The sequence below is a fragment of the Roseomonas haemaphysalidis genome, from assembly GCF_017355405.1.
Lineage (GTDB): Bacteria > Pseudomonadota > Alphaproteobacteria > Acetobacterales > Acetobacteraceae > Pseudoroseomonas > Pseudoroseomonas haemaphysalidis.
Genome location: NZ_CP061177.1, coordinates 2,046,431 through 2,071,415, shown reverse-complemented (window position 1 = coordinate 2,071,415; position 24,985 = coordinate 2,046,431). Strand labels below are relative to the sequence as shown.

22 protein-coding genes are annotated in these 24,985 nt (G+C 72.7%); 18 read left to right on the top strand and 4 right to left on the bottom strand.

Features of this window, described 5'->3' with window-relative positions; all coding sequences use genetic code 11:
- Window positions 1–11: 11 nt before the first annotated feature.
- Entirely contained in the window at window positions 12–842 is an 831-nt protein-coding gene (locus IAI59_RS09500) for a sulfite exporter TauE/SafE family protein (RefSeq protein ID WP_207416299.1), read from the bottom strand.
- Window positions 843–1,016: 174 nt separating this feature from the next.
- On the opposite strand from IAI59_RS09500, the gene cuyB reads away from it, so the two are divergent.
- The 5 genes from cuyB to bluB all read left to right on the top strand — a co-directional run bounded on the left by cuyB (window position 1,017) and on the right by bluB (window position 4,983).
- Complete coding sequence (cuyB, locus tag IAI59_RS09495; RefSeq protein ID WP_207416298.1) at window positions 1,017–1,721, top strand: cysteate racemase; 705 nt, start codon at window positions 1,017–1,019, stop codon at window positions 1,719–1,721.
- 4 nt (window positions 1,722–1,725) lie between these two features.
- Window positions 1,726–2,577, top strand: a complete 852-nt coding sequence (locus tag IAI59_RS09490; protein WP_207416297.1) for a LysR family transcriptional regulator — start codon at window positions 1,726–1,728, stop codon at window positions 2,575–2,577.
- A gap of 17 nt (window positions 2,578–2,594) precedes the next feature.
- Window positions 2,595–3,050, top strand: a complete 456-nt coding sequence (locus IAI59_RS09485; protein WP_207416296.1) for a DUF5991 domain-containing protein — start codon at window positions 2,595–2,597, stop codon at window positions 3,048–3,050.
- Between the two features lie 86 nt (window positions 3,051–3,136).
- A complete protein-coding gene (locus IAI59_RS09480) occupies window positions 3,137–4,363 on the top strand; it encodes an MFS transporter (RefSeq protein WP_207416295.1) in 1,227 nt (408 codons plus the stop codon).
- The gene (gene bluB, locus IAI59_RS09475; RefSeq protein ID WP_207416294.1) at window positions 4,360–4,983 is read left to right on the top strand and encodes a 5,6-dimethylbenzimidazole synthase; all 624 of its coding nucleotides are present in this window, start codon (window positions 4,360–4,362) and stop codon (window positions 4,981–4,983) included. The genes IAI59_RS09480 and bluB overlap by 4 nt, the downstream gene beginning before the upstream one ends.
- On the opposite strand, the gene IAI59_RS09470 is transcribed toward bluB, so the two are convergent.
- The gene (locus tag IAI59_RS09470; protein ID WP_207416293.1) at window positions 4,980–6,485 is read right to left on the bottom strand and encodes a M81 family metallopeptidase; all 1,506 of its coding nucleotides are present in this window, start codon (window positions 6,483–6,485) and stop codon (window positions 4,980–4,982) included. The genes bluB and IAI59_RS09470 overlap by 4 nt on opposite strands.
- Window positions 6,482–7,606, bottom strand: a complete 1,125-nt coding sequence (locus tag IAI59_RS09465) for a threonine synthase (RefSeq protein ID WP_207416292.1) — start codon at window positions 7,604–7,606, stop codon at window positions 6,482–6,484. Before IAI59_RS09465 ends, IAI59_RS09470 begins: the two co-directional genes overlap by 4 nt.
- Before the next feature lie 50 nt (window positions 7,607–7,656).
- Between IAI59_RS09465 and IAI59_RS09460 the strand changes: the two genes are divergently transcribed.
- The 13 genes from IAI59_RS09460 to IAI59_RS09400 all read left to right on the top strand — a co-directional run bounded on the left by IAI59_RS09460 (window position 7,657) and on the right by IAI59_RS09400 (window position 23,209).
- On the top strand, window positions 7,657–8,754 hold the full coding sequence (locus tag IAI59_RS09460; protein WP_207416291.1) for a M20/M25/M40 family metallo-hydrolase: 1,098 nt from the start codon (window positions 7,657–7,659) through the stop codon (window positions 8,752–8,754).
- 92 nt (window positions 8,755–8,846) lie between these two features.
- Window positions 8,847–9,461 carry an LOG family protein gene (locus IAI59_RS09455; RefSeq protein ID WP_237181099.1) on the top strand — a complete coding sequence of 205 codons (615 nt, stop codon included), beginning with the start codon at window positions 8,847–8,849 and terminating at the stop codon, window positions 9,459–9,461.
- A gap of 5 nt (window positions 9,462–9,466) precedes the next feature.
- Window positions 9,467–10,399, top strand: a complete 933-nt coding sequence (locus IAI59_RS09450; protein WP_207416290.1) for a bifunctional riboflavin kinase/FAD synthetase — start codon at window positions 9,467–9,469, stop codon at window positions 10,397–10,399.
- 43 nt (window positions 10,400–10,442) lie between these two features.
- Window positions 10,443–11,336: an alpha/beta fold hydrolase gene (locus tag IAI59_RS09445; RefSeq protein ID WP_207416289.1), complete on the top strand. Its 894-nt coding sequence runs from the start codon at window positions 10,443–10,445 to the stop codon at window positions 11,334–11,336.
- 151 nt (window positions 11,337–11,487) lie between these two features.
- Window positions 11,488–14,379 carry an isoleucine--tRNA ligase gene (ileS, locus tag IAI59_RS09440; RefSeq protein WP_207416288.1) on the top strand — a complete coding sequence of 964 codons (2,892 nt, stop codon included), beginning with the start codon at window positions 11,488–11,490 and terminating at the stop codon, window positions 14,377–14,379.
- A complete protein-coding gene (gene lspA, locus IAI59_RS09435) occupies window positions 14,376–14,873 on the top strand; it encodes a signal peptidase II (protein ID WP_207416287.1) in 498 nt (165 codons plus the stop codon). Before ileS ends, lspA begins: the two co-directional genes overlap by 4 nt.
- A complete protein-coding gene (locus IAI59_RS09430) occupies window positions 14,870–15,445 on the top strand; it encodes a DUF3035 domain-containing protein (RefSeq protein ID WP_207416286.1) in 576 nt (191 codons plus the stop codon). Before lspA ends, IAI59_RS09430 begins: the two co-directional genes overlap by 4 nt.
- Before the next feature lie 71 nt (window positions 15,446–15,516).
- Window positions 15,517–16,950, top strand: coding sequence for a M16 family metallopeptidase (locus IAI59_RS09425; protein WP_207416285.1), 1,434 nt, complete (start codon window positions 15,517–15,519; stop codon window positions 16,948–16,950).
- Window positions 16,947–18,218, top strand: a complete 1,272-nt coding sequence (locus tag IAI59_RS09420) for a M16 family metallopeptidase (RefSeq protein WP_237180562.1) — start codon at window positions 16,947–16,949, stop codon at window positions 18,216–18,218. The genes IAI59_RS09425 and IAI59_RS09420 overlap by 4 nt, the downstream gene beginning before the upstream one ends.
- Window positions 18,219–18,320: 102 nt before the next feature.
- Window positions 18,321–19,982, top strand: a complete 1,662-nt coding sequence (pgi, locus tag IAI59_RS09415) for a glucose-6-phosphate isomerase (protein WP_207416284.1) — start codon at window positions 18,321–18,323, stop codon at window positions 19,980–19,982.
- Window positions 19,961–21,760 carry a DNA mismatch repair endonuclease MutL gene (mutL, locus tag IAI59_RS09410; RefSeq protein ID WP_207416283.1) on the top strand — a complete coding sequence of 600 codons (1,800 nt, stop codon included), beginning with the start codon at window positions 19,961–19,963 and terminating at the stop codon, window positions 21,758–21,760. The genes pgi and mutL overlap by 22 nt, the downstream gene beginning before the upstream one ends.
- An 83-nt stretch (window positions 21,761–21,843) precedes the next feature.
- Window positions 21,844–22,845, top strand: a complete 1,002-nt coding sequence (locus IAI59_RS09405) for an MBL fold metallo-hydrolase (protein WP_207416282.1) — start codon at window positions 21,844–21,846, stop codon at window positions 22,843–22,845.
- Between the two features lie 46 nt (window positions 22,846–22,891).
- Window positions 22,892–23,209, top strand: coding sequence for a DUF6525 family protein (locus tag IAI59_RS09400; protein WP_207416281.1), 318 nt, complete (start codon window positions 22,892–22,894; stop codon window positions 23,207–23,209).
- Between the two features lie 16 nt (window positions 23,210–23,225).
- On the opposite strand, the gene IAI59_RS09395 is transcribed toward IAI59_RS09400, so the two are convergent.
- Window positions 23,226–24,812, bottom strand: coding sequence for an ABC transporter substrate-binding protein (locus IAI59_RS09395; protein ID WP_207416280.1), 1,587 nt, complete (start codon window positions 24,810–24,812; stop codon window positions 23,226–23,228).
- Between the last annotated feature and the right edge of the window lie 173 nt (window positions 24,813–24,985).

The following is a 24,985-nucleotide window of genomic DNA, read 5'->3' as shown; positions in this document are numbered from 1 at the left end:
GGGCGGGTGCCTCAGGTCACCAGCGAATAGATCATCCGCGCCGCCGTGATGGCCAGGAACACCGCGAAGGCGCGCTTCAGCGCCAGCGGCGGGATGGTGTGCGCCAGGTTCACGCCCCAGGGCGTGGCCAGGATGGAGCTCGGCACGATCAGCGCGAAGCCGATCAGGTTCACATAGCCAATGGACCATGGCGGCAGGTCCTGCACCCCCAGGCCGCCATAGATGAAGCCCGCCGTGGCCGGGATGGAGATGATCAACCCGAACACGGAGGCGGTGGCCACCGCCGAGCGGATGGGCGTGCCGAACATCGACAGGATCGGCACGCCCACCGTGCCGCCGCCGATGCCCATCATGGCCGAGATCATGCCAATGAAACCGCCGATGCCCCACAGCCCGGGCCCGCGCGGCGTGATGTCGCGGATTTTGAAGTCCACGCCCGTGAAGCCCATGTTCAGCGCCACCAGCAGCGCGATCACCGCGAACACCGCCGACAGCGCCGCGCCATGCAGCCAGATGGCGGCGATCGTGCCCAGCACCACGCCCAGCACCATGCTGGGCCAGATGCGCCGCAGCAGCGTGCCGTCGATCGCGCCCTTGGCGTAGTGCTTGCGGGCAGAGACGATGGAGGTCGGGATGATGGTGGCCAGGCTGGTGCCGACCGCCAGCTTCATCTGCACCGCCTCGGGAATGCCGAACAGCGGCAGCACGTTGAACAGCACCGGCACGATGACGATGCCACCGCCAACGCCGAGCAGCCCCGCGAGCGTCCCGGACACCAGGCCGGTGAAGGCCATGGCGAGCGCCAGCGCGGCCAGCCAGACGGGGTCGGACAGATGTTGCATGCGGAAAGGACCCTCGGCGCGACGGAGCTGGACGTGTGAACCCCCGGCATCCCACGCACCCGGCGGTTCCGCAACCCCGTGCCGGCGCCGGGCCGCGGCCTTTCCCGACGCGGTGAACTGCGCCACCTTGCCGCGGCCGGCCGTTGCGGCCCGGGCGATGAAAGGGTTGGGATCGTGGTGGACAAGGTTCTCGGCGTGCTGGGCGGCATGGGGCCGCTGGCCAGCGCGCAGTTCATGCTGCGGCTGACGCTGCTGACGCCGGCGGGGCGCGACCAGGACCACATCCCGGCCGTGCTGTGGTCCGACCCCCGCGTGCCCGACCGCACCCTGGCGCGGCTGCATGGCGGCGAAAGCCCGCTGCCGGCCCTGGCGCGCGGCGTGGCGGGGCTGGCCGCCGCCGGCGCGGGGGCCATCGCCATTCCCTGCAACACCGCGCATGGCTGGTTCGACGAGCTGCGCGCCACCACGGCGCTGCCGGTGCTGCACATCGTCGACGCGGCGGCTGAGGACCTGGCGCGCCAGGGCATCAAGGGCGGGCGCATCGGCGTCATGGGCACCGCCGCCACCCTGGCCATGCGCCTGTACCAGGACCGGCTGGAAGCGCTGGGCTACGAGGTGATCGTGCCCGGGGCGGCGGAGATGGAGGCCCTCGTTTCCCCCGGTATCGCCAGGGTCAAGGCCAACGATGTGGCCGGCGCCTACGCCCCGCTGGCCGAGGCCGCGGGCATCCTGCGCCAGCGCGGGGCGGCCGCCGTGGTGCTGGGGTGCACCGAGATCCCGCTCGGCATCCAGGCCGGCCCGCACGCCGAGATCGGCGTGCCGCTGGTCGACACCATCGACGCGCTGGCGCTGGCCGCCATCCGCTGGGCCAGGGGGTAGCGGCTTGCGGGCGCCGGACCTCGACCTCGACCTGCTGCGCTGCTTCGTGCAGGTGGCGGAGCGCGGCGGGTTCACGCCCGGCGCCACCGCGCTGGGCCTGACGCAATCGGCCGTCAGCCTGAAGGTGAAGCGGCTGGAGGAGCTGCTGGGCCGCCGGGTGTTCGAGCGCACCAGCCGCTCCGTGGCGCTGACGCGGGATGGCGAAACGCTGCTGGCCTATGCCCGCCGCATGCTGGCACTGAATGACGAGGCGGTGCGCCGGCTGGTGGCGCCGCCCGTGGCGGGCCACCTGCGGCTCGGCGTCGCGGACCACTTCGTGCCGCGCAACCTGGCGCCCATCCTGGCCCGCTTCGCCGCCGACTACCCCGAGGTGCGGCTGGAGGTGGAGGTCGGCCGCAGCCACGAGCTGCGCCAGGCGCAGGAGCGCGGCACGCTGGACCTGGTGCTGGGCAAGCGGCGCGACGGCGAAACGGCGGGCACCATCCTGTGGACGGAGCCCATCATCTGGGTGGCCGCCCCCGGCTGGCAGGCACCGGAAGGCCGCCCCCTGCCGGTGGCCATGCTGCCCCAGGGCTGCATGTTCCGCGACCGCGCGCTGGCCGCGCTGGCGCGCGCGGGGCTGGGGTTCGAGGTGGTCTACACCTCGGCCAGCCTGCTTGGCGTGGCCGCCGCGGCGCAGGCCGGTTTGGCGGCCACCGTGCTTGGCCGTTCCGGCCTGCCGCCGGGGTTGCGGGAATTCGCCGGCCTGCCGCCGCTCGGCGTGGCCGAGATGGCGGTGTTCGGCGATGCCGCCGGGCGCACACAGCTTGTTGCGCCGCTGGTGCTGCTGATCCGCGATAGCCTGGAGCAGCACTAGGCGGGAGCGGAGGGGGCATGCGGCGCAGACGCTGGCTTGCGGGGATTCTGGCGGCGATCACCATGGCCGCCGGCGGCGGCGCCCTGGCGCAGGGCGCGCCACCTGGCCTCGATGCCTGGACCGGCAACTACCGCTTCGAATGGCACGGCGGCCGCAGCGCCGGCGGCAGCGGCATCGCGGTCACCTATGAGCTGCGGGTCAGCGCGCGCACCTGCCGCCTGGACATCACCGGCTTTCAAACGGACGAGCACATCCTGTGCGAGATCGGCGCCGACCCGAACACGCTGTGGGTGCGCTTCCGCTCCTATGCCGACGGCAAGCTGACCAACCGCTACAACGTCGCCCGCTTCCGGCCCGGGCAGGAGTTGTTCCAGCTGAAGCGCGACGGGGGTGGCGTGCCGCTGACCGCCTGGGGTGCCCTGAGCCCGGAGCCGGGGCCGACGCCGCCGGCCATCCGCTTCAAGCGGGTCTGACCCGCCGCCGGGCGGTTTGACAGCATCCGGCGCGCGGGCGCAGCCTCCGCGCAACGAATGATGCGCGCGACACCGAGGAAACCGCCATGACCGTTCCCGCCGCCCCGGCGCCCCTGCCCGAAAAGGACCGGGACTGGCCCGTCATCGGGTTGATCGGCACGGCGCATTTCCTGTCGCACTTCTACATGCTGTGCCTGGCGCCGCTGTTTCCCGTGTGGAAAGAGGAGTTCGGCGTGTCCTACACCACGCTGGGCTTTTCCATCGCGCTGATGAGCACCGTCACGGCGGTGCTGCAAACGCCCGTGGGCTTTCTGGTCGACCGCCAGGGGGCGCGGCGCTACCTGGTCGGCGGCACCCTGGTCATGGCGCTGTCCATCTCCGCCATGGCCTTCGCGCCCAACTTCGGCACCATCCTGGCGCTGGCCTTGCTGTCGGGCGTCGGCAACAGCGTGATCCACCCGGCCGACTACGCCATCCTGGCCGGCAGCATCAACAAGAGCCGCATGGGGCGGGCCTTTTCCATGCACACCATGACCGGCAACCTGGGCTTCGCCGCCGCGCCGCCGATCATCGCGGCGCTGGCGCTCGGCCTTGGCTGGCGCGAGGCGCTGCTGTTGGTCGGGCTGCTGGGCGTGCCGGTGGTGGCCGCGATCCTGTGGCAAAGCCGCATCCTGACCGACCAGCCCAAGCCACGCGCCGCGGCTGGCGAGGCCACCGGCGCCAACCTGCTGTTCAGCAAGCCGATGCTGCTGTTCTTCGCCTTCTTCTGGCTGTCCTCCATGGCCTCCTCCGGCTTCCAGGCCTTCGCCATCCCGGTCATGGGGGTGCTGTGGGGGCTGCCGGTGGCGATGGGCTCCACCCTGCTGACCGGCTACTTCGTGGGCAACATCCTGGGCGTGCTCGCTGGCGGCTGGTTCGCCGACCATTCCAAGCGCCACGGCGCCTTCGTGGTGGGGCTGACCCTGGTGGCCGTGGCGCTGATCCTGGCGCTGGGCGCCGTGCCGCTGCCGCCGGCGGGGGCCATCGTCGTGGCGCTGCTGGCGGGGCTGGCGCTCGGCGCCAGCCGCACGCCGCGCGACGTGATGGTCAAGGACGCCGCGCCGCCGGGGCAGATCGGCAAGGTGTTCGGCTTCATCTCCTCCGGCCTGCCGCTGGGCGGCGCCATGACGCCGGCGGTGGGGCTGCTGCTGGACCACGGACTGCCGCATCTGGTGATGCCGCTGGTGGCGGGGCTGCTGGCGCTGTCGCTGCTGTGCATGGGCACCGCCAAGGGCAGCGCGCGGCAGGCGGCGGCGGCCATTCCGGCCGAGTGAACCCGCCGCCCTTTGACGACGGCTTCCGCCGGCAGCTCGCCGCGCTGTTCCGCTGGCGGCGGGACGTGCGGCGCTTCCGCACCACGCCGCTGCCCGGCGGCCTGCTGGAACGGCTGCTGGAGGTCGCCAATCACGCCCCCTCGGTCGGCCTGAGCCAGCCCTGGCGCTTCGTGGCGGTGGACAGCGCCGCCCGCCGCGCCGCCATCCGCGCCAATTTCGCGTCCAGCAACGCCGCCGCCGCGCCGGCCGGCCGCACCGCGCATTATGCCCGCCTGAAGCTGGCCGGGCTGGACGAGGCGCCCTGCCATCTGGCGGTCTTCGCCGAGCCAGACCCGGCGCAGGGCCATGGGCTGGGGCGGCGGACCATGCCGGAAACCAGCGCCTATTCGGCGGTGCTGGCGGTGCACACGCTGTGGCTGGCCGCGCGGGCCGAGGGCATCGGGATGGGGTGGGTGTCGATCCTCGACCCCGCGGCGGTGGCTGCCGCGCTGGACGTGCCGGGGCATTGGACCCTGATCGGCTATTTCTGCCTGGGTTTTCCGGAAGCCGAGGACGACACGCCGGAACTGGAGCGCGAGGGGTGGGAGCGGCGCCGGCCCGCCGCGCTGCTGCGCCGCTAGGGCCAGCATGCCTCCGGGTCCAGCGGCAGCACCGGGCGCGGCAGCTTGGTCCAGTGGAAGCGGTCCAAGACCGGGGAGGTCAGGCCCGGCACGTCCACCTCCAAGATGCGCGGCGCGCTGAAGAACTCGTCGAAGCCGCCGCGGAAATGCCCGCGCGACTTGACCACCACCACCCGCGCCGCGCCGACATCAAGCCCGAGATGCTCCAGGAACACCGGGTCCGCGCATTGCGCGCGGCGGCTGACTACCACCACCGTGATGCCCCCCAGCGCCAGCGCCGCCGTGGGTCCCAGGTCGATGGCGGTGCGCGCGTAGATGCCGCGCCGGCCAACCACCTTGCCGTCCGACAGCGCCTGCACCCGTGCCCCGGCGGCGAAGGGCTTGCTGAAGCCCTGCACGCCATCGCGGTTGAAGCGCGCGGTGAAGGCCGCCCCCTGCCCCAGCGCATGCGCTTCCGCCGCCAGCGCCGGGTCGTGGATGATGCCGAAGATCGCGTCCCGCACGCCTGCCTTGTGGAAGGCTTCCAGGATGAACATGGTGTTGCCGCGCCCGCCGCCGCCCGGGTTGTCCGCGACATCGGCGAAGCACAGCGGCACCTCGCTGGTCAGCGCCCGCTCCGTCGCTTCCCGCAGCGAGGTGAGCCGGGCCACGAAGCGGGCGCGGCGGGCCCAGGTGGCCTGCGCCAGCTCCTCCGCCAGTGCCTCGGTGGCCGCCGCGTCGGGGCCGGTGACGACAATGGCGAAGCCGTTGAACGGCGTGTCGCCATAGGCGAAGCCGGCCATGGCGGACACGTTGGCCACCCGCGCCGGGCCCAGCACGGCGGCGCGTGCCTGGCCCAGGTTGATGACCTCGGCATAAGGCCCCTCGGCCGTCAGCAGGCTGACCGGGGGTGCCACGATCGGCAGGCGGCGGAAGGCGCGGTGGAACCGCTCGCCCGCCATCAGGCGGCACAACAGCGCGGCGCTCTCCTCGCCCCGCTCGCGCATGTCGAGATGCGGGTTGGTGCGGTAGCCGACAAAGGCGTCGCAATCGCGCACCATGCCGTCCGAGACATTGGCGTGCAGGTCGTAGCTGCAGACCATCGGCACGCCCTCGCCCAGCACCTCGCGCACCAGCGCCTGCACCGTGCCCTCGGGGTCGTCCAGCCCGGTGGTCAGGCCGGCGCCGTGCAGCACGCAGTAGACGCCCTCCACCGCGCCGCGCAGCGCCTCCAGCCCGGCGCGCCAGGACCGCATCATGGCGTCGAACACCGGCTGCTCCACCGGGCCGTTCGGCTCGGCCATGGTCAGCAGGATCGGGCGCGGCTGCCAGGGGCCGGCACGGTCCATGGCCGCCACGAAGCCGGGCATCTCCGCCAGCGCGCTGGGGCTGCGCGCGCGGGCATCCGCGAGGATCGCCTCGCCTTCCAGCCAGACGCGGAAGTCCTCGCGCCCCGCCACGGGCGCGAAGCGGTTGCACTCGATGGAGAAGCCCAGCAGCGCGACGCGGGGGTTGGCGGTCACAGCTTCATCCCGATCAGTTCCGCATGGCGCTGGGTGGACTTCAGGCCGGTGCCGGTCAGCACCACCACGGTGGTCTCGTTGGCGCGGATGGTGCCGGCCGCCAGCAGCCGCGCGAAGGCGGCCGCCGCCTGGGCGCAGGTGGGCTCCACATAGAATCCCTGCCGTGCCAGGCCGCGCGTGGCTTCCGCGATCTCGCCTTCCTCCAGCAGCACGGCGCCGCCCCGGCTTTCATGCAGCACGGACAGCACCTCCGGCAGCCGCAGCGGCTCGGCGATGGCGGTGCCCTCGGCGATGGTGGGGCGCGCGGCCTCGGCCGGCTGCTTCAGAAAGGCGCGGGCGATGGGACCGCAATGCGCCGGCTGCGCCGCGAAGATGCGCGGCAGCCGCTGGATCTGCCCGGCGCGGATCAGCTCGCCGAAGCCGATGCCGCAGCCCAGCACGTTGGAGCCGGCGCCGCAGGGAATGATGACGTTGTCCGGCGCGCGGAAGCCCAGGTCCTCCCACAGCTCGTAGGCCAGGGTCTTGGTGCCGTGCAGGAAGAACGGGTGCCAGTTGTGGCTGGCGTAGAAGATGCGGTCGGCCTGGGCCAGGGCGGCGTCGGCGCAGTCCTGCCGGCTGCCGGCCACCATCTCGATGGCGGCGCCGGCGGCGCGGGACTGCACGGTCTTGGCGGGGCTGGTGGAATCGGGCACCAGGATCTTGGCCCGCATGCTGCCCGCCGCCGCGTAGGTGCTGATGGCGGCGCCGCCGTTGCCGGAGGAATCCTCCAGCACCTCCGCCACCCCCTGGGCGCGCAGGAGCGACAGCATCACGGAAGCGCCGCGGTCCTTGAAGCTGCCGCTTGGCATGAACCATTCGCACTTGAAGCGCACCGGCGCGCCGGCCCATTCCGCGCGCACCAGCGGCGTGCAGCCCTCGCCCAGCGAGATCGGCTTCTCGGGCACGAAGGGAAAGGCGGCGCGGTACCGCCACAGGCTGCGCTCGGCGCCGTCCACCTGCCCGCGGGTGATGCCGGGCAGGTCCGTCAGCAACAGCGGCTGGCGGTCGGGGCCGCACCAGCGGGGGGTGGCGAGCGGCCAGGTCCGGCCAGTGCGGGGGTCGAGATAGGCGGGTTCGGTCATCGCCCCAAGCGTGGCTTGCCACGCCGGCCTCCGCAAGGTGGACTGGCGCCATGAACGATACCGATTCCGTGGCCCGCCTGGCCGCCGCCCTCGTGCAGATCGACAGCCGCAGCTTCCAGTCCAACCACCTGCTGGCCGACCGCATCGTGGCGGAGCTGCAAGGCTTCGAGGTGGAGCGCCTGGGCTTCGCGGACGCGCAGGGCACGGAGAAATGCGTGCTGGTGGCGCATCGCGGCCCGCCCGGGGGCGTCGCGCTGTCCGGCCACATGGACACGGTGCCGGACACCGGCTGGACCGAGGACCCCTTTTCCGGCCGTATCGACGCGGACGGCGTGCTGCACGGGCTGGGTGCCGCCGACATGAAGGGGCCGCTGGCCGCCTGCATCGTCGCGGCCCGGGGCCTGCCGGCGGGCGTGCCCGCCACGCTGCTGATCACCACGGACGAGGAAACCACCAAGCAGGGCGCGCGCCTGATCGCGGACCGTTCCGCCCTGGCCCGCCGCGCCGCGCCGCGCGGCATCGTGGTGGCAGAGCCGACGGGCATGGTGCCGGTGCGCGGCCACCGCAGCAACATCGACTTCATCGCGGTGGCCGAGGGGGTGCAGGCGCATTCCTCGCTGGGGGTGGGGCGCAACGCCAACTGGGCGCTGATCCCCTTTCTGGTGGAGATGAAGGCGCTGGCGGAAAGGCTGCGACAGGATGCCTCGCTGCACGACGCGGCCTACGACCCGCCGTTTTCTGACTTCAACCTGGTGCTGGACAACCACGGCGCGGCGGTGAACGTCACGGTGCCCCGGGCCACGGCCCGCATCAAGTTCCGCTACAGCCGCGGCATCGACCCATCCGGCACCGTGGCGGCGGTGCAGGCGGCGGCGGCGCGGGCGGGGGTGGGGCTGACGGTGCTGCGCCAGGGCCTGCCGCCCGAGGCCGCCGCCGACCACCCCTTCGTGCGCGCCTGCGAGGCCGCCACGGGCCGCCCGGCGGAAACCCGCCCCTTCGGCACCGATGCCAGCGAGTTGCAGGAGGTCGCGCCCTGCGTGATCCTGGGGCCGGAGGTGATGGACACGGCGCACAGCCCGCGCGAACAGGCGCGGGTGGCGCTGCTGGGCGCGGCCGTGCCGGTGCTGCGCGGGCTGATGGGCGGCTGAGCGCCGGCCTTGTTCCGCCGGGGCGCCGGGTCTAAGGCCAGCGGCAAGGGCCGCGTGCCGGCCCCCTGTCCCTTTCGCATCCCGGAGAAACCGTGACCGACAGCCTGCCCCCCGCCCCCAAGCCCCTCAAGCGCGTGTGCGTGTTCTGCGGCGCCAACCCCGGCAACAACCCGGCCTATGCCGCGGCCGCCCGGCAGATGGGCGAGGCCATCGCACAACGGGGCCTCGGGCTGGTGTATGGCGGCGGCCATGTGGGGCTGATGGGCATCGTGGCGGACGCCGCCATGAAGGCGGGCGCCGAGGTGATCGGCATCATCCCCGAGGTGCTGATGAACCGCGAGGTCGGCCACGGCGCCATCACGGAGCTGCACGTCGTCGGCACCATGCACGAGCGCAAGAAGATGATGGCCGACCTGTCGGACGGCTTCATCGTCATGCCCGGCGGCGTGGGCACGCTGGAGGAGGCGGTGGAGGCCTTCACCTGGACGCAGCTCGGCATCCACGACAAGGGCCTCGTGTTCCTGGACGTGGAAGGCTACTGGCAGGGCATGGCCAGCCTGTTCGACCACATGGTGTCCAATGGCTTCGTGAAGCCCGAGCAGCGCCCGATCGCGCAGTTCGTGGCCGAGCCGGCGGCGGCGCTGGACGCGCTGAGCACCTTCGAGGCGCCGCTCGCCAAGAGCTGGGCCAGCCCGGCGCAGCGCTGACCGGCATGGCCGCCGCCCCCTTGCTGCTCCAGGACTGGCGGGCGGTGCCGCCGGCGGCGCGCGGCGCCACCGTGGCGCTGGGCAACTTCGATGGCGTGCACCGCGGCCACCACGCGGTGCTGGCCGCCGCCCACGCCGCGCGCCCCGACCTGCCGCTGGCGGTGCTGACCTTCGAGCCGCACCCGCGCGAGTTCTTCCGCCCCGGCGACCCGCCCTTCCGCCTGACGCTGCTGCCGGCCAAGCTCGCCGCCTTCGGGCCGCTCGGCTGCGCCACGGTGCTGGCCCTGCCCTTCGATGCCGCCCTGGCCGCGCTGCCGGCCGAGGCCTTTATCCACGACATCCTGCACGGCGCCCTGGGCGCCCGCCACCTGGCCTGCGGCGCCGACTTCGCCTTTGGCCACCGGCGCGGCGGCGACGTGGCCATGCTGGCGCGGGGGGCGGAGGCGCTGGGCATCGGCATCAGCGTCGTGCCCCCCGTGGCGGATGACGACGGCACCATCTCCTCCACCGCCATCCGCCGCCTGTTGCAGGACGGCTACCCGGAGCGCGCGGCAGCCAAGCTGGGCCGGCCGTGGGAGATTTCCGGCCCCGTCAGCCATGGCGACAAGCGTGGCCGCACCATCGGCTTCCCCACCGCCAACGTGCCGCTCGGCCGGCAGCTGGAGCCGGCGCGCGGCGTCTACGCCGTGCAGGTGGCGCTGGCCGACGGGCGCGTGGTGCCGGGCGTGGCGAACATCGGCGCCCGCCCCACCGTGGGCGGCACGGAAAGCCGGGTGGAAGCGCACCTCTTCGACTTCGCGGGCGACCTCTACGAGCAGGAGGTGGGCGTCCGCCTCCTGCACTTCCTGCGGGAAGAGCGGCGCTTTCCCGGGCTGGACGCGCTGGTGGCGCAGATCGGCGAGGATGCGGCGGCGGCGCGGCGGCTTCTCGGCGCCTGACCGCATCGTGCTAGCCTCCCGGGCCAAGGCAAGGGAGGCAGCCATGTTGAAACAGATCGAAGCCGGCGTCTTGCGCACAGCCTTTCGCGAAAGCGGGCCGCCGGACGGCTGGCCCGTGGTGCTGCTGCACGGCTTTCCCTACGACGCGCATGCTTACGACGAGGTGGCGCCGCGCCTCGCCGCCCAGGGCGCGCGGGTGATTGTGCCCTGGCTGCGCGGCTACGGCCCCACCCGGTTCCTGTCGCTCGACACGCCGCGCTCCGGCCAGCAGGCGGCGCTGGGGGCGGACCTGCTGGCGCTGCTGGACGCGCTGGCGATCCCGCAGGCGGTGCTGGCGGGCTACGACTGGGGCGGGCGCGCCGCCTGCGTGGTGGCGGCCCTGTGGCCGGACCGGGCGCGCGGGCTGGTCACCGGCAACGGCTACAACATCCAGGACATCGCCAAGGCGGGCCGCCCGGTCGCGCCGGAGGTCGAGCACCGCATGTGGTACCAGTACTACCTGCATGGCGAGCGCGGCGCCGCCGGGCTGGCCGAGCGGCGGGCCGAGTTCTGCCGCCTGCTGTGGCGGCTGTGGTCGCCGGAATGGCGCTTCGACGACGCCACCTACGCCCGCAGCGCGGCGAGCTTCGAGAACCCGGACTTCGTGGCGGTGGTGGTGCAGTCCTACCGCCACCGCTTCGGGCTGGCGGAAGGCGACCCTGTGCTGGAGGAGATCGAGCGCCGCCTGGCCGCGCAGCCCGCCATCACGGTGCCCGCCATCAGCCTGGACGGCGAGGCCGACGGCGTGTCCCGCCCCGACCCGGAGGTGGCCCGGCACTTCGCCGGGCCGTTCGAGCAGCGCTGGCTGCCGCATGTCGGCCACAACCTGCCCCAGGAAGCCCCGGCCGCCTTTGCCGAGGCGGTGCTGCGCGTCGCGGGCCACCGGCCCGCTGCTTGACCCCTGCCCTGCGCCGCCGCAAAACCCGGCGCATGGCCCCGATGTCCGCTGCCGCAGGGACGCGAATTATCCGCCCGGTCCTCTGACGAGGGCCGGGTTTGCCGTTCGCCGCGCCGTTCCCTTCCTTTCCGCCTGCTGGACACCTCTTCCCATGACCGACGCCCCCACCCCGGAAACCCCGGCGGCCCGCGACTACCGCGGCACCGTCTTCCTGCCGCGGACCGCCTTTCCCATGAAGGGCGACCTGCCGAAGCGGGAGCCCGACTGGCTGGCGCGGTGGCAGGCCGAGGATCTGTGGGGCACCCAGCGCCGCGCCGCGCGGGGCCGGGCCAAGTTCGTGCTGCATGACGGCCCGCCCTACGCCAACGGCCCGCTGCACATCGGCCACGCGCTGAACAAGACGCTGAAGGACGTGATCAACCGCGCGGCGCAGATGGCGGGCTTTGATGCCGGCTACGTGCCCGGCTGGGACTGCCACGGCCTGCCGATCGAATGGAAGGTCGAGGAGGAATACCGCGCCAAGGGCAAGGACAAGGACAGCGTCCCCGTCCTGGAGTTCCGCGCCGAATGCCGCGCCTATGCGCAGCACTGGCTGGGCGTGCAGCGCGAGGAGTTCAAGCGCCTGGGCGTGCTGGGCGACTGGGACCACCCCTACGTCACCATGGACCATGAGAGCGAGGCGGTGATCGCCGCCGAGATCGGCCGGTTCCTGATGAACGGCTCGCTGTACCGCGGCCTGCGCCCGGTGATGTGGAGCCCGGTGGAAAAGACCGCGCTGGCCGAGGCGGAGGTCGAGTACCACGACCACAAGTCCGCCATCCTGTTCGCCAACTTCCCGATCCTCGCCGCCGCCGCGCCCGACCTGGTCGGTGCCGAGGTGGTGATCTGGACCACCACCCCCTGGACCATCCCGGCCAACCGCGGCCTCTCCTATGGCGAGGAGATCGACTACGCGCTGGTGCGGGTGGATGCGGTGGAGGACGCCGCGCTGCTGACCCCTGGCCGCCGGCTGGTGGTGGCCGGGGCGCTTTTGCCGAGCTACGGCAAGGAAGCGGGCATCGCGGCACATACGGTGCTGCGCGTCTTCAAGGGCGCCGAGCTGGCCGGCGCCACCGCCGCCCACCCGCTGCGCGACTGGGCGCCGGGCGCCGGCGGCTACGGCTTCGACGTCCCGCTGATGCCGGGCGAGTTCGTCACCACCGAGGCCGGCACGGGCGTGGTGCACATCGCCCCCGCGCATGGCGAGGACGACTTCGCCCTCGGCCGCGCCTACGGCCTGCCGGTGACGGAGGCTGTGGCCGATGACGGCACCTACACCGTGCAGGCGCCGGGCTTCACCGGCACGCATGTGTTCAAGGCGCATGAGCCGGTCTGGGCGGCGCTGGCCGCCGTGGGCAAGCTGTCCGGCAAGGGCTTCATCACCCACAGCTACCCGCACAGCTGGCGCTCCAAGAAGCCGGTGATCTTTCGCGCCACGCCACAGTGGTTCATCGCCATGGACGACGCCAACCAGATCCGCGCCAAGGCGCTGGAGGCCCTGAGCAAGACCCGCTTCGTGCCGGACCAGGGGCGCAACCGCATCGGCTCCATGGTGGCCGGCCGGCCGGACTGGTGCATCTCCCGCCAGCGCGCCTGGGGCGTGCCCATCGCCATCTTCGTCAGCAAGTCGACCGGCGAGCCGCTGCGCGACCCGGCGGTGCTGGAACGCATCGACGCGGCCTTCCGGGCCGAGGGCGCCGACGCCTGGTACCAGCCCGGCGCCGCGCAGCGCTTCCTGGGCAACGATCGCAACCCGGACGACTTCGAGCAGGTGATGGACGTCGTGGACGTCTGGTTCGAATCCGGCTCCACCCACGCCTTCACCCTGACGCCGGAGCGCGACCTGCCCTTCCCGGCCGACCTGTACCTGGAAGGCTCGGACCAGCATCGCGGCTGGTTCCATTCCTCGCTGCTGGAAAGCGTCGGCACGCGCGGCGTGGCGCCGTTCAAGGCCATCCTGACGCATGGCTTCGTGCTCGACGAGACCGGGCGCAAGATGTCCAAGTCGCTCGGCAACGTCACGGCGCCGCAGGAGGTGTTCAAGCAGTACGGCGCCGACATCCTGCGGCTGTGGGTGATGAATTCCGACAGCGCGGACGACCTGCGCATCGGCAAGGGCATCCTGGCGCAGCAGGCCGAGCTGTACCGCCGCCTGCGCAACACCCTGCGCTGGCTGCTGGGCAACCTGGCCGACTTCGACGACGCCGAGATTCTGCCGCATGCCCTGTTGCCGGAGATGGAGCGCTGGGTGCTGCACCGGCTGAGCGAGCTGGACGCGCGCATCCGCAAGGCCGTGGCGGATTACGACTGGAACGGCGTCTACCCCGAGATCCATGCCTTCTGCGCCACGGACCTGTCCGCCTTCTACTTCGACGTGCGCAAGGACAGCCTGTACTGCGACAGCAAGGGCAGCCCCCGCCGCCGCGCGGCGCGCACGGTGCTGGCCGCCCTGCACCGCTGTCTGACCGCCTGGCTGGCGCCGGTCATGCCCTTCACGGCGGAGGAAGCCTGGCTCGCCCGCTTCCCCGACGCAGGCAGCGTGCACCTGCAACTGTTCCCCGACCTGCCGGCGGAATGGCGTGACGACGCGCTGGCCGCCAAGTGGGCCCGGGTGCGCGACATCCGCCGCCGCGCCACGCAGCTGCTGGAGGTGGACCGCAAGGAAGGCCGCATCGGCTCCTCGCTGCAGGCCGAGGTGGTCTTCGCCTTCGCGGAAGGCGAGCGCGAGCTGCTGCCGCCGTCGGTGTGGGAGGAGATGCTGATCGTGTCCCGCGTGGACCTCGACCCCGCGCCGCCGCCGGCGCTCGAAGCCGACGGTACGCCGGACGGCAACGCCGGCGACCGGCTGGCGGTGCGCACCGGGCTGGCCCCCGGTCACAAGTGCGACCGCTGCTGGCGCGTGCTGCCCGAGGTCGGGCTGTCCGCCGCCCACCCCACCCTGTGCCGCCGCTGCGAGGCGGTGGTGGCCGAAGCGGACGCCACCGTCCGGGAAGGCGGGGCATGAGCCTGAAGCCTGGCCTCGCCATCGCCGCCGCCGTGCTGGCGGCGGACCAGCTTTCCAAGTGGTGGATCCTGGAGGTGGTGCGGCTGCCGGAGATCGGGCGGCTGCGGCTGCTCGACCTCGGCGGCGCCGGCATGGACTTCGCCATGGTGTGGAACCGCGGCGTCACCTTCGGCCTGCTGGCGGGGGACACGCCCTGGCACCGCGTCGGGCTGGCGGTGCTGGCGCTGCTGGTGGTGGCCTTTCTGGTGCGCTGGCTCACCAAGTCGGAAAACCGCACCACCACCGTGGCGCTGGGCGCCGTGATCGGCGGGGCCATCGGCAACGTCATCGACCGGCTGCGCTTCGGCGCGGTGGTGGACTTCGTGGACACCTGGCTGGCCGGCTGGCACTGGTATGTCTTCAACGTGGCCGATGCCGCCATCGTGCTGGGCGTGGTGGCCCTGATGGCGGATGCCTTGTTCCGGCCCAGGCAGGCAGGTAAGGAAGTGGCATGACGCAGTCTCACCGCCCCGCGGCCCGCGCCGCCGCCGCCGTTTCCCTGTTGGCGCTGCCGCTGCTGGCCGGCTGTGGCCAGGACACCGCCCGCACCCTGGGCTTCACGCGGGACGCGCCGGACGAATTCGCCGTGGTCACCCGCGCGCCCTTGTCGCTGCCGCCGGCGCTGGGTGAGCTGCCGGTGCCCCGCCCCGGCACCCCGCGCCCGCAGGAGCTGCAGGGCGGCGCCGCCGGCGAGGCCATCCTGGCCCCCGGCGCGGCCTATGGCGTGGGTGCCGCCTCCGCCCCCTCGCGCGGGGAAAGTGCGCTGGTCGCCGCCGCCGGCGGCCAGGTGGCGCCCGGCGTGCGCAGCCAGGTGGACCAGGAGAGCCTGCGGCTGGAGCAGCCGCAGCGCGGGCTGGTGGACCGCCTGATGTTCTGGCGCGACGCCCCCGCCGCCGGCGTGGCGGTGGACCCGCAGCGCGAGGCGCAGCGCCTGCGCGAGAACGCCGCCCTCGGCCGCGAAGCCGACCAGGGCGAGACCGCCATCATCCAGCGGCGCCGCCAGGGCCTGTTCTCGGGCATCTTCTGAACGCCGCCGGGCCCGCCATGGCGCCGGAGGGGCTTGCACCCGGCGGCGAGAACGCGACATGGGAGGGTGACATGCCCCCGATCACCCGCCGCGCGGCGCTCGCCGCCGCAGCCGCCCTCCCCGCGCTTGGCGCGACCCTGCTGACCCCGGGCGAGGCCGCGGCGCAACCCGCGCCCTTTCAGCCGCCGGCCGATGAGGCACCGTTGTTCAACGCGGCCCTGTGGTACCTGCCCAACGGGCTGGCCGTGGCGCATGTGGAGAACCGGCGGGCCCCCGTGGTGGCGCACTACGTGTTCTACGGCGCCGGCGCGGGCGACGACCCGGCCGGCAAGTCGGGCCTCGCGCATTTTCTTGAGCACATGATGTTCAAGGGCAGCGCCCGGGTGCCGTCCGGCCAGTTCTCGCGCCGCGTGGCGCAGGAAGGCGGGCAGGACAACGCCTTCACCTCGCGCGATGTCACCGCCTACCACCAGCACGTGGAGGCGTCCCGGCTGCCACTGGTGGCGATGATGGAAGCCGACCGCATGGCCGGCCCGCTGTTCCCCCCCGCCGAGCTGGATGCCGAGCGGCAGGTGGTGCTGGAAGAGCGCCGCCAGCGCACGGAAAGCACGCCGCGCGGGCGCTTCCGCGAGCAGTACGACGCCACCTTCTGGGGCCGCCAGCACTGGCGCGGCCGGCCGCTGATCGGCTGGGCCGAGGACATCGCTGGCCTGACGCGCGACGACATGACCGGCTTCTTCAGCCGCTGCTACAGCCCGGCCAATGCCACGCTGGTGGTGGTCGGCGCCGTGACGCGCGCCGAATTCGCCAAGGTGGCGGAACAGGAATACGGCGGCGTGCCGGCGCGCGGCGCCGCCTTCACCGCCCCGGCGCGCGGCCGTGCCCCCGCGCCCTCCACGCCGCTGGAAAGCCGGCTGGTACGCAACGACCCGCAGGTGCAGGAAGCCGCCTTTCTGCGCGGCTGGGTGGCGCCCACGCTGGTCACCGCCGCCCCCGCCTTCAACGGCGCCGACGCGCGCCACGCCTTTCCGCTGGAAGTGCTGGCGCATGTGCTGGGCGGCGGCCAGGGCTCGCGGCTGCACAACGCGCTGGTGCGCACCGGCCTCGCCGTCACGGCGGGCGCCGGCTACGACAGCGACGCCGTGGGCATCGGCACCTTCGAGGTGCAGGTCACGCCCGCCCGCGCCACGCCGCCGCCCCGGCTGGAAGCGGCGCTGGATGCGGCGATCGCCACCCTGCTGGACCAGGGCGTGACGGAGGAGGAGGTGGCGCGCTCCACCCGCCAGCTCACCGCCGGCGCCGTGCTGGCGCTGGATGGCATCGGCGCCACGCCGCGCATCCTGGGCACCACGCTCGCCGCCGGGCTGCCGCTGGATGTCGCGGAATACTGGCCCGCCCGCATCCGCGCCGTGACGCGCGGCCAGGTGGAGGCCGCGGCGCGCGCCGTGCTGTCGCGCCCCGCCATGACCGGCTGGCTGCTGCCCGAAGGGGTGGGCGGGGCATGAGCGGCGCCATGCCCGCCCCCGCCGGCTTCAGCCTGCCGATCCAGGTGGTCAAGGCCCAGGGCTTCACCGCCTGGCTGGCCGAGGACCATTCCATCCCCGTCGTGTCGCTGGCCTGGGGCTGGGACGGCGGTGCCTCGCTGGACCCCGAGGGGCAGGACGGCGCCACCTCCATGCTGTCGTCCCTGCTCACCGAGGGCGCGGGCAACCTGGACGCGCTGGCCTTCGTGGACGCGGCGCGCGACCAAGCCATCGGCATCGGCTTTGATGCCGACCGCGACAGCTTCGACGGCAACCTGCGGGCCCTGAAGCCCGCGCTGCCCCGCGCCGTGGAGCTGGCGCGCATGGCCATGACCGCGCCGCGCTTTGACGAGGAAGCCGTGGCGCGCATCCGCACCCGCGCCATCGCGGGGGCCCGGCAGGCGCTGGAAAGCCCGCGCGGCCGCGCCGGGCGCGCCTTCTGGGCCGCCGCCTTCCCGGGCCACCCCGCCGGGCGGCCGGCCAACGGCACCGCCGACAGCATCGCCGCCATCACGGTGGACGGCATGAAGGCGGTGCTGGGCCGGCAGGTGCACCGCGAAGGGCTGCTGGTGGCCGCCAGCGGCGCCATCACGGCGGCGGAGCTGGCCGCCCTGCTGCCCGAGCTGTTCGGCGCCCTGCCGGCCGGCACGCCACCGGCCCTGCCCGCGCTGCCCGCCTTTACCGGCTTCGGCACCCAGGTGGTGCCGGTGTCCGCCACCCAGTCCAGCGTGATCTTCGGCCAGCAGGGCATTCCCGTGCGCGACCCGGATTGGGAAGTGGCGCAGGTGGTGATGCGCGTGTTTTCCGGCGGCGGCTTCTCGTCGCGCCTGATGAAGTCGATCCGCGAGGAGCGCGGCCTGACCTACGGCATCTATGCCGGGCTGGACTCGCTGTTCCGCGGCAGCGCGCTGGTCGGCTCCGCCGCCACCGCCAATGCCCGCGTGGGCGAGATGCTGGCCCTGCTGCGCGAGGAATGGCAGCGCATGGCCGAGGGCGGGCCGACGCAGCAGGAGATGGACGACGCCATTTCCTTTCTCACCGGCTCCCAGCCCCTGCAGTTCACCGACAGCCGCAGCATCGCCGGCACGCTGCTGGCCATGCGGCGCAACGACCGGCCGTTGGACTGGCTCGAAAAGCGGCCGGAGCGGCTGCGCGCCATCGGCCGTGACCGGGCGGCGGCCATGGCCGCGCGCTTGCTGAAGCCGGATGCGCTGTCCGTCACCATCGCGGGGCAGCCGGAAGGGCTGTAACATCGGCGCCAAAACGGCTACGATGCTCACCGCGCGACCGGAATCAGCCGAATGCGCCAAAAGACCGCCGCGCCTCACGCGGTGGGACAAACGGAACCCGTGATGACGCCTGTTGCGCCCGACGCTGCCTGGAACCGGCTCCTTGCCCTGGCCCAGAGGCCCGGGGCCACGGCGATCCGCTCCTTGTTCTCGCGCGATGCCGCGCGCTTCGAGAAGTTCCACTGGCAGGCCTGCGACATGCTGCTGGACCTGTCCAAGACCGCGATCGACGATGCGGCCATGCAGGCCCTGCTGGGGCTGGCCGAGGCCACCGGCGTGATGGCGGCGCGCGATGCCATGGCCGCCGGCGAGCGCGTCAACAACACCGAGGACCGCGCGGTGCTGCACATGGCGCTGCGCGCGCCGCCCGGCGCCGGCTTCAAGGCCCGCCGCGCCGATGGCGGGGTGGACGACGCCTCGGCCGACGTGGACGCCACCATGGCGGCGATGGAGCGCTTCACCCGCGCGGTGCATGCCGGCGAGATCCGCTCCGCCACGGGCGAGACTTTCACCGACGTTATCAACATCGGCATCGGCGGCTCCGACCTCGGTCCCTTCATGGCGTCGCGCGCCATGTGGCACGAGGGCTCGCCCATGCGGCCGCTCTACCTGGCCAATGCGGACGCGCACAACTGGGAGCTGATCCGCCCCCGGCTGAACCCCGGTCGCACCCTGGTGCTGATCGCCTCCAAGACCTTCACCACGGCCGAAACCATGGCCAATGCCCGGGTGGTGCGCGGCTGGCTGGAACAGACCCTGGGCACCGAGGGGATGCGCCAGCACCTCGTGGCACTGTCCACCAACCACAAGGCGACCGCCGAGTTCGGCGTGCCGTCGGACCGCGTCTTCGGGTTCCACGACTGGGTCGGTGGGCGCTTCTCGCTGTGGTCGGCGATCGGCCTATCCATCGCGCTGGGCTGCGGCTGGGACGACTTCATCCGGCTGCTGGCCGGCGCCCGCGCCATGGACGAGCATTTCCTGTCCGCGCCGCCCGCCGCCAACCTGCCGCTGCTGCTGGCCTTGACCACGGTGTGGCACGTCAATGGCCTGGGTCTTGATAACCACGCCATCCTGCCCTACGACCACCGCCTGTCGCGCTTTCCCGCCCACCTGCAGCAGCTGGAGATGGAAAGCCTCGGCAAGCGGGTGACCAAGGGCGGACTGCCGGTGAAGCACCTGACCGGGCCGGTGATCTTCGGCGAACCGGGCACCAACGCGCAGCACTCCTTCATGCAGCTGCTGCACCAGGGCACCACGCCCGTGCCGGCCGACTTCGTGCTGATCGCCAACCCCAGCCACCCGTATGCCGGCAACCACCGCCTGCTGCTGGCCAACGGGCTGGCGCAGGCGGAGGCGCTGCTGCGCGGCCGCGGCGAGGACGAGGTGCGTGCCGAGATGACCGCCGCCGGCAAAAGCGCCGAAGACGTGGAGCGCCTGTTGCCGCACCGCGTCTTCCCCGGCGACCGGCCCAGCACCACGCTGCTGCTGCCGCGCCTCGACCCCCAGATGCTCGGCCAGATCGTGGCGCTCTACGAGCACAAGGTGTTCTGCCTGGGCGTGCTGTGGGACGTCGATGCCTTTGACCAATGGGGTGTCGAGCTGGGCAAGCAGCTGTCCACCTCCATCCTGCCCGAGCTGCTGCCGGAAGGCCGCGTCGGGGCGCATGACCCGTCCACCGCCGGGCTGATCGGCCAGTTGCGCGCATGGCAGGGCCTGGACAACTGAACCCGATCCGCCTGCTGCCTTCCGCCACCGCCGACCGGATCGCCGCCGGCGAGGTAGTGGAGCGGCCGGCGGCGGCGGTGAAGGAGCTGGTGGAGAACGCGCTGGACGCCGGCGCCCGCCACGTCTCCGTGGCGTTGGAAGGCGGCGGCCTGTCGCGCATCCTGGTGGAGGATGACGGCGCCGGCATGACGGCCGAGGATCTCGTCCTCGCCGTCGAGCGCCACGCCACCTCCAAGCTGCCGGACGAGGCGACGCTCTTCGCCATCGCCACCCTGGGCTTCCGGGGCGAGGCGCTGCCTTCCATCGCCGCCGTGTCCCGCATGAGCATCACCAGCCGCAAGCCGGGCGCGGATGCCCATCGGCTGGAGGTGGAAGCCGGCCGCAAGGGCGAGGCGGCGCCGGCTTCGGGCGCCCCCGGCACGCGCATCGAGGTGCGGGACCTGTTCTTCGCCACCCCCGCCCGGCGCAAGTTCATGAAGACCCCGCCGACCGAGGCGGCCCATGCCGTGGAGGCCGTGCGCCGTCTCGCGCTGGCCTGGCCCGAGGTCGCCTTCCGCGTCGAGGTCGAAGGGCGCGAGGTGCTGAACCTCGCCGCCGGTGACCGGGTAGGCCGCGTCGCGGCGCTGCTGGGGCCGGAGTTCGCCCGTGCCTCCGTGCCCGTCACGGGCCTGTGGAGCGAGCTGGCGCTGGACGGCGTGGCGGCCTTGCCGACCCACACCCGCGCCACGGGGGCCGAGCAGCACCTGGTGGTCAACCGCCGCCCGGTGCGCGACCCGCTGCTGCGCGCGGCGCTGCGCGTGGCGTATCGCGACCTGATCGCCAACGGCCGCCAGCCGGTGGCCGCCCTGTTCCTCGACCTGCCGCCCGGGGCGGTGGACGTCAACGTCCACCCCATGAAGACCGAGCTGCGCTTCCGCGACGCCGCCAATGTGCGCGGCGCGCTGATCTCGGCCTTGCGCCGGGCGCTGGCGGTGGGCGCCGGCACCGCGCCCGCCGCCGCGCCGCCTCCCGCGCCGGCGCCGATGCCGCCGCCGCAACCCGCCTATGCCGCCCCCGGCTTCGCGGAAACCCCCCTGCCCGCGCTGACCCCGCCGCCGCGCCCGTCCTGGCAGCCCGGCCTGCGCCTGCCCGCGCCCGCGCCCTATGCCACCACGGCCCCCGCCGCCGCAGCGCCCCTGCCGGCCGAGGCCGACCAGCCGCTGGGCCGCCCCCTGGCGCAGCTGTTGGACACCTACATCCTGGCCGAGGCCCCCGATGGTGCCCTGGTGCTGGTGGACCAGCACGCGGCGCATGAGCGGCTGATGCACGAGCAGTTGCGGGCGCAGTTCCTGGATGGCGGCACCGTGCGCACCCAGGCGCTGCTGCTGCCGGCGGTGGTGGAGATGCCGGCGCTGGACGCCGCCCGGCTGGCCGAGGCCGCCCCGCTGCTGGCCAAGCTGGGGCTGGAGATCGAGGGCTTCGGCGGTGGTGCCCTGCTGGTGCGCGCCATGCCGGCGCTGCTGGGCAACCCCGACCCCGCGCCGCTGCTGCGCGACCTCGCCGCCGAGCTGGCGGAATGGGAGGAAGCCACGGCGCTGGACCGGCGGCTGGATGCCGCCATCGCCCGCATGGCCTGCCACGGCTCCATCCGCGCCGGCCGCCGCCTGAAGCCGGAAGAGATGGCCGCCCTCCTGCGCCAAATGGAGGCGACGCCGCGTGCCGCCACCTGCTCGCACGGCCGCCCCACCTTTCTGCGCGTCGGCAAGCCGGAGTTCGAGAAGCTGTTCGGCCGCCGCTGACATCGCTGCATCGCGGCCCGGGCGGTTGCCGCGGCGCCACCCGCCGCGTTACCCCCGCATTCCATCCACAGCGAAAGCACGCGATGCAGCCCCCCCTCCCCGGCGAGACCACCGAAATCCTGCCCGGCCTGCTTTGGGTCCGCATGCCGCTGCCGTTTCCGCCCGGCCACGTGAACGCCTGGCTGCTGCGCGACGGTGAGGGCTGGCTGCTGGTGGATGCCGGCGGTGCCGTCCCCGGAGCGTGCGAGCTGTGGGACAGCATCTTCGCCACCGTGCTGGACGGCCGGCCGATCACCCGCGTGCTGATCACGCACTTCCATTACGACCACGTCGGGCTGGCGGGGTGGATGTGCGAGCGCTGGAACGCCCCGCTGCTGATGAGCCGCAGCGAATACCTGCTGACCCGCCTGCTGCTGGCCGAGGACCCCGGGGCACTGATGGCCGGGCAGATCCGCCAGGGCGCCGAGGCCGGTGCGCCGCAAAGCTACCTGGACCACCTGACCACCCGCGCGCCGCTGTTCCGGGCCGAGGTCGTGCCGGTGCCCAAGGCGTATCAGGTGCTCGCGGCGGGGCAGATGCTGCGGATCGGCGGCCACGACTGGCAGGTCCGGATCGGCCGCGGCCACGCGCCCGAGATGGTTTGCCTGTACTGCGCGGCGCTGCAGGTGCTGATCGGCGCCGACCAGATCCTGCCCCGCATCTCGCCCTATATCGGCCTGGTGAGCTGGGAGCCGGAGGCCGACCCGCTGGCCGACTTCCTGGCCAGCAACGCCACCTTCCGCGACCTGCCCGCCGACACGCTGGTGCTGCCATCGCATGGCGAGCCGTTTTCCGAACTGCATGCCCGCCTGGACTGGCTGGACGCCCACCATGCCGAACGGCTGCGCACCCTCGCCGCCGCGCTGACGGAGCCAATGACCGCCTATGAGGCCGCCAAGGTGCTGTTCCCGCGCGACATGCCGGACAGCCAGACCGGCTTCGTGATCGGCGAGGGGCTGGCGCACTTGCACCGGCTGATCGGCAGCGGCTTGGTGGAACGGCTGGACGGCGCGGACGGGGTTTCGCGTTACCGACGCCGGGACTGACGCTCCCGGCTTTTCGGTTGAATTGTTATGTTATATCATAACTTCCATGCCGAATGACATCACCGCCCGCGAAACCCTGTGGCGCCGCCACCCCGGCGACGACTGGGCCGCCTTCGACGCCCTGCCGCCCGCCATCCGCCGCCGACTGCAGTCCCATGCCTATGACGCTTGGGCCGTCAACGCGCTGATGCTGTGGCGCGCCTTTCGCCGCAAGGCCGCGAGCTCGGCGCGCGCCGAGCGGCGGCTGCTGCGCTACCTGGACGAATGCGAGGCACTGGAACGCGACGCCTTCGCCGCGGCGCATCGGCAGCGCTGCGGCTTGGCTCTGGCCCATGTGGCGGCGGGTGCCAGCGTGTTGCGCTGACAGCCCGCGCTCTGGCTCACACGCGCCGCACGTTCCAGAACTTCACGAAGCCATCGACCATGCCGTCGATGTCGCGGCGCCAGGCCATGGGCTGGAAGATCTGCCCGGTGGGGATGATGGTGGCGTCCTGCCAGGCCTGCACCTGGATCTGCGTGCCCAGCGCCTGTTGCTTGGCGGGGTCGCTTTCATAGAACCAGGCTTCGCGCAGCCGCTCCGCCTCCGGGCTGGTGGGCCAGCCGAACCAGCCGGCGGCGCCGTTGCCGCGCGTCCAGATGTGCACGCCGGGGTCCAGCAGGTTCAGCCCCGCGACCATGGAGGGGAAGATGCTCCAGCCGCCCTTCTCCACCGGCTCGCGCGAGTTGCGGCGGGCGTAAAGGGTGCCGGTGTCCATGGCCTGGGCCTCGACGTTCAGGCCGATGCGCTGGAACAGGTCGATCGCCACCTGCGACAGCGGCGCGCTGATCGGATGGTCCATCGGCAGCAGGAACGCCACCTTCTCGCCCTTGTAGCCGCTGGCCACGACTTCCGCCTTGGCGCGCGCGATGTCCGTCTTGCCGAACAGCCTGTCGAAGCCTGCGTCGTTGGCCAGCGGCGTGCCGGGGCAGAACATGCCGAGCTTGACGTGCCACGTCTCGGGGTCGCTGCTGTAGGACTGCATGAACTCCGACTGGTCCACCGCCCCCAGCACCGCGCGCCGCAGCGCCACGTTGTCGAACGGCGGCTGGATGCAGTTGAACCGGAACAGCGGCGTCAGCCCCTGGCGGTCCGTGACTTCCACCCGCAGGTTGCGGTCGCGCTTCAACAGGCTGGCCAGGTCCGGCGACGGCGTTTCCAGCCAGTCCACCTCGCCCGCCCGCAGCGCGGAGGCGGCCGCCGAGGCATCCGGCATGGTCAGCCATTCCACGCGCTCGAAATGCGCCACCTTGGGGCCGGCGGTGCCACCCACCGTGCCATCGGCGCGCGGCACGTAGCCATCGAACCGCGCATAGGCCGCGCGGGCCCCGGACATGTAATCCGCCGGCACCCAACGGAACGGTCCCGAGCCCACCAACTCGGGCACCGCCTTCAAGGGGTCGGTCTTGGCCAGCCGTTCCGGCATCATCGCGCACATGCTGGGGGATGGCTTGGCCAGCGCCGCCGGCAGCAGCGGGAACGCCTTCTTCAGCCGGAACTGGATGGTCTTGTCATCGGGCGCGGACAGCTCGTCCGTCACGCCCATCAAGACCTGTCCGTAGGTGTCGCGCACCGCCCAGCGCCGGATGCTGGCCACGCAGTCCCTGGCCGTCACGGCGGTGCCATCGTGGAACTTCAGCCCGTCGCGCAGCGTCAGCTTCCACAGCTTGCCGTCGTCCTCCACCACATGGCCCTGCACCATCTGCGGCTGTGGCTGGAAGCTGGCATCCAGGCCGTACAGCGTGTCGAACACCAGGAAGGCATGGTTGCGCGTGGGCGTCGCGGTGGTGGCCACAGGGTCGAGCAGCGACAGGTCCACAAAGGGCACGAAGCGCAGCGTTGCGGCGTTCTGCGCGCGGGCCAGCCGCGGCATGGCCAGCGGCGCAATGGCGGCGAGGGAAACCCCGCCCAGGAATTGACGACGCAGCATGGACAACGTTTCCCTTTCGGCCACGCTTGCCTTTCCGCCGTGTCACTTTGGAAAGAACAGCAGGGCCGGTCATTTTGGAATGATGTTGCGCCATTCCTGGGCCAGCCTGCCTGTTCATGTCAAGAATGCGGAGCCGCATGGCTCCCGTGCGGACGCCGCGACAGGCGCCCGGC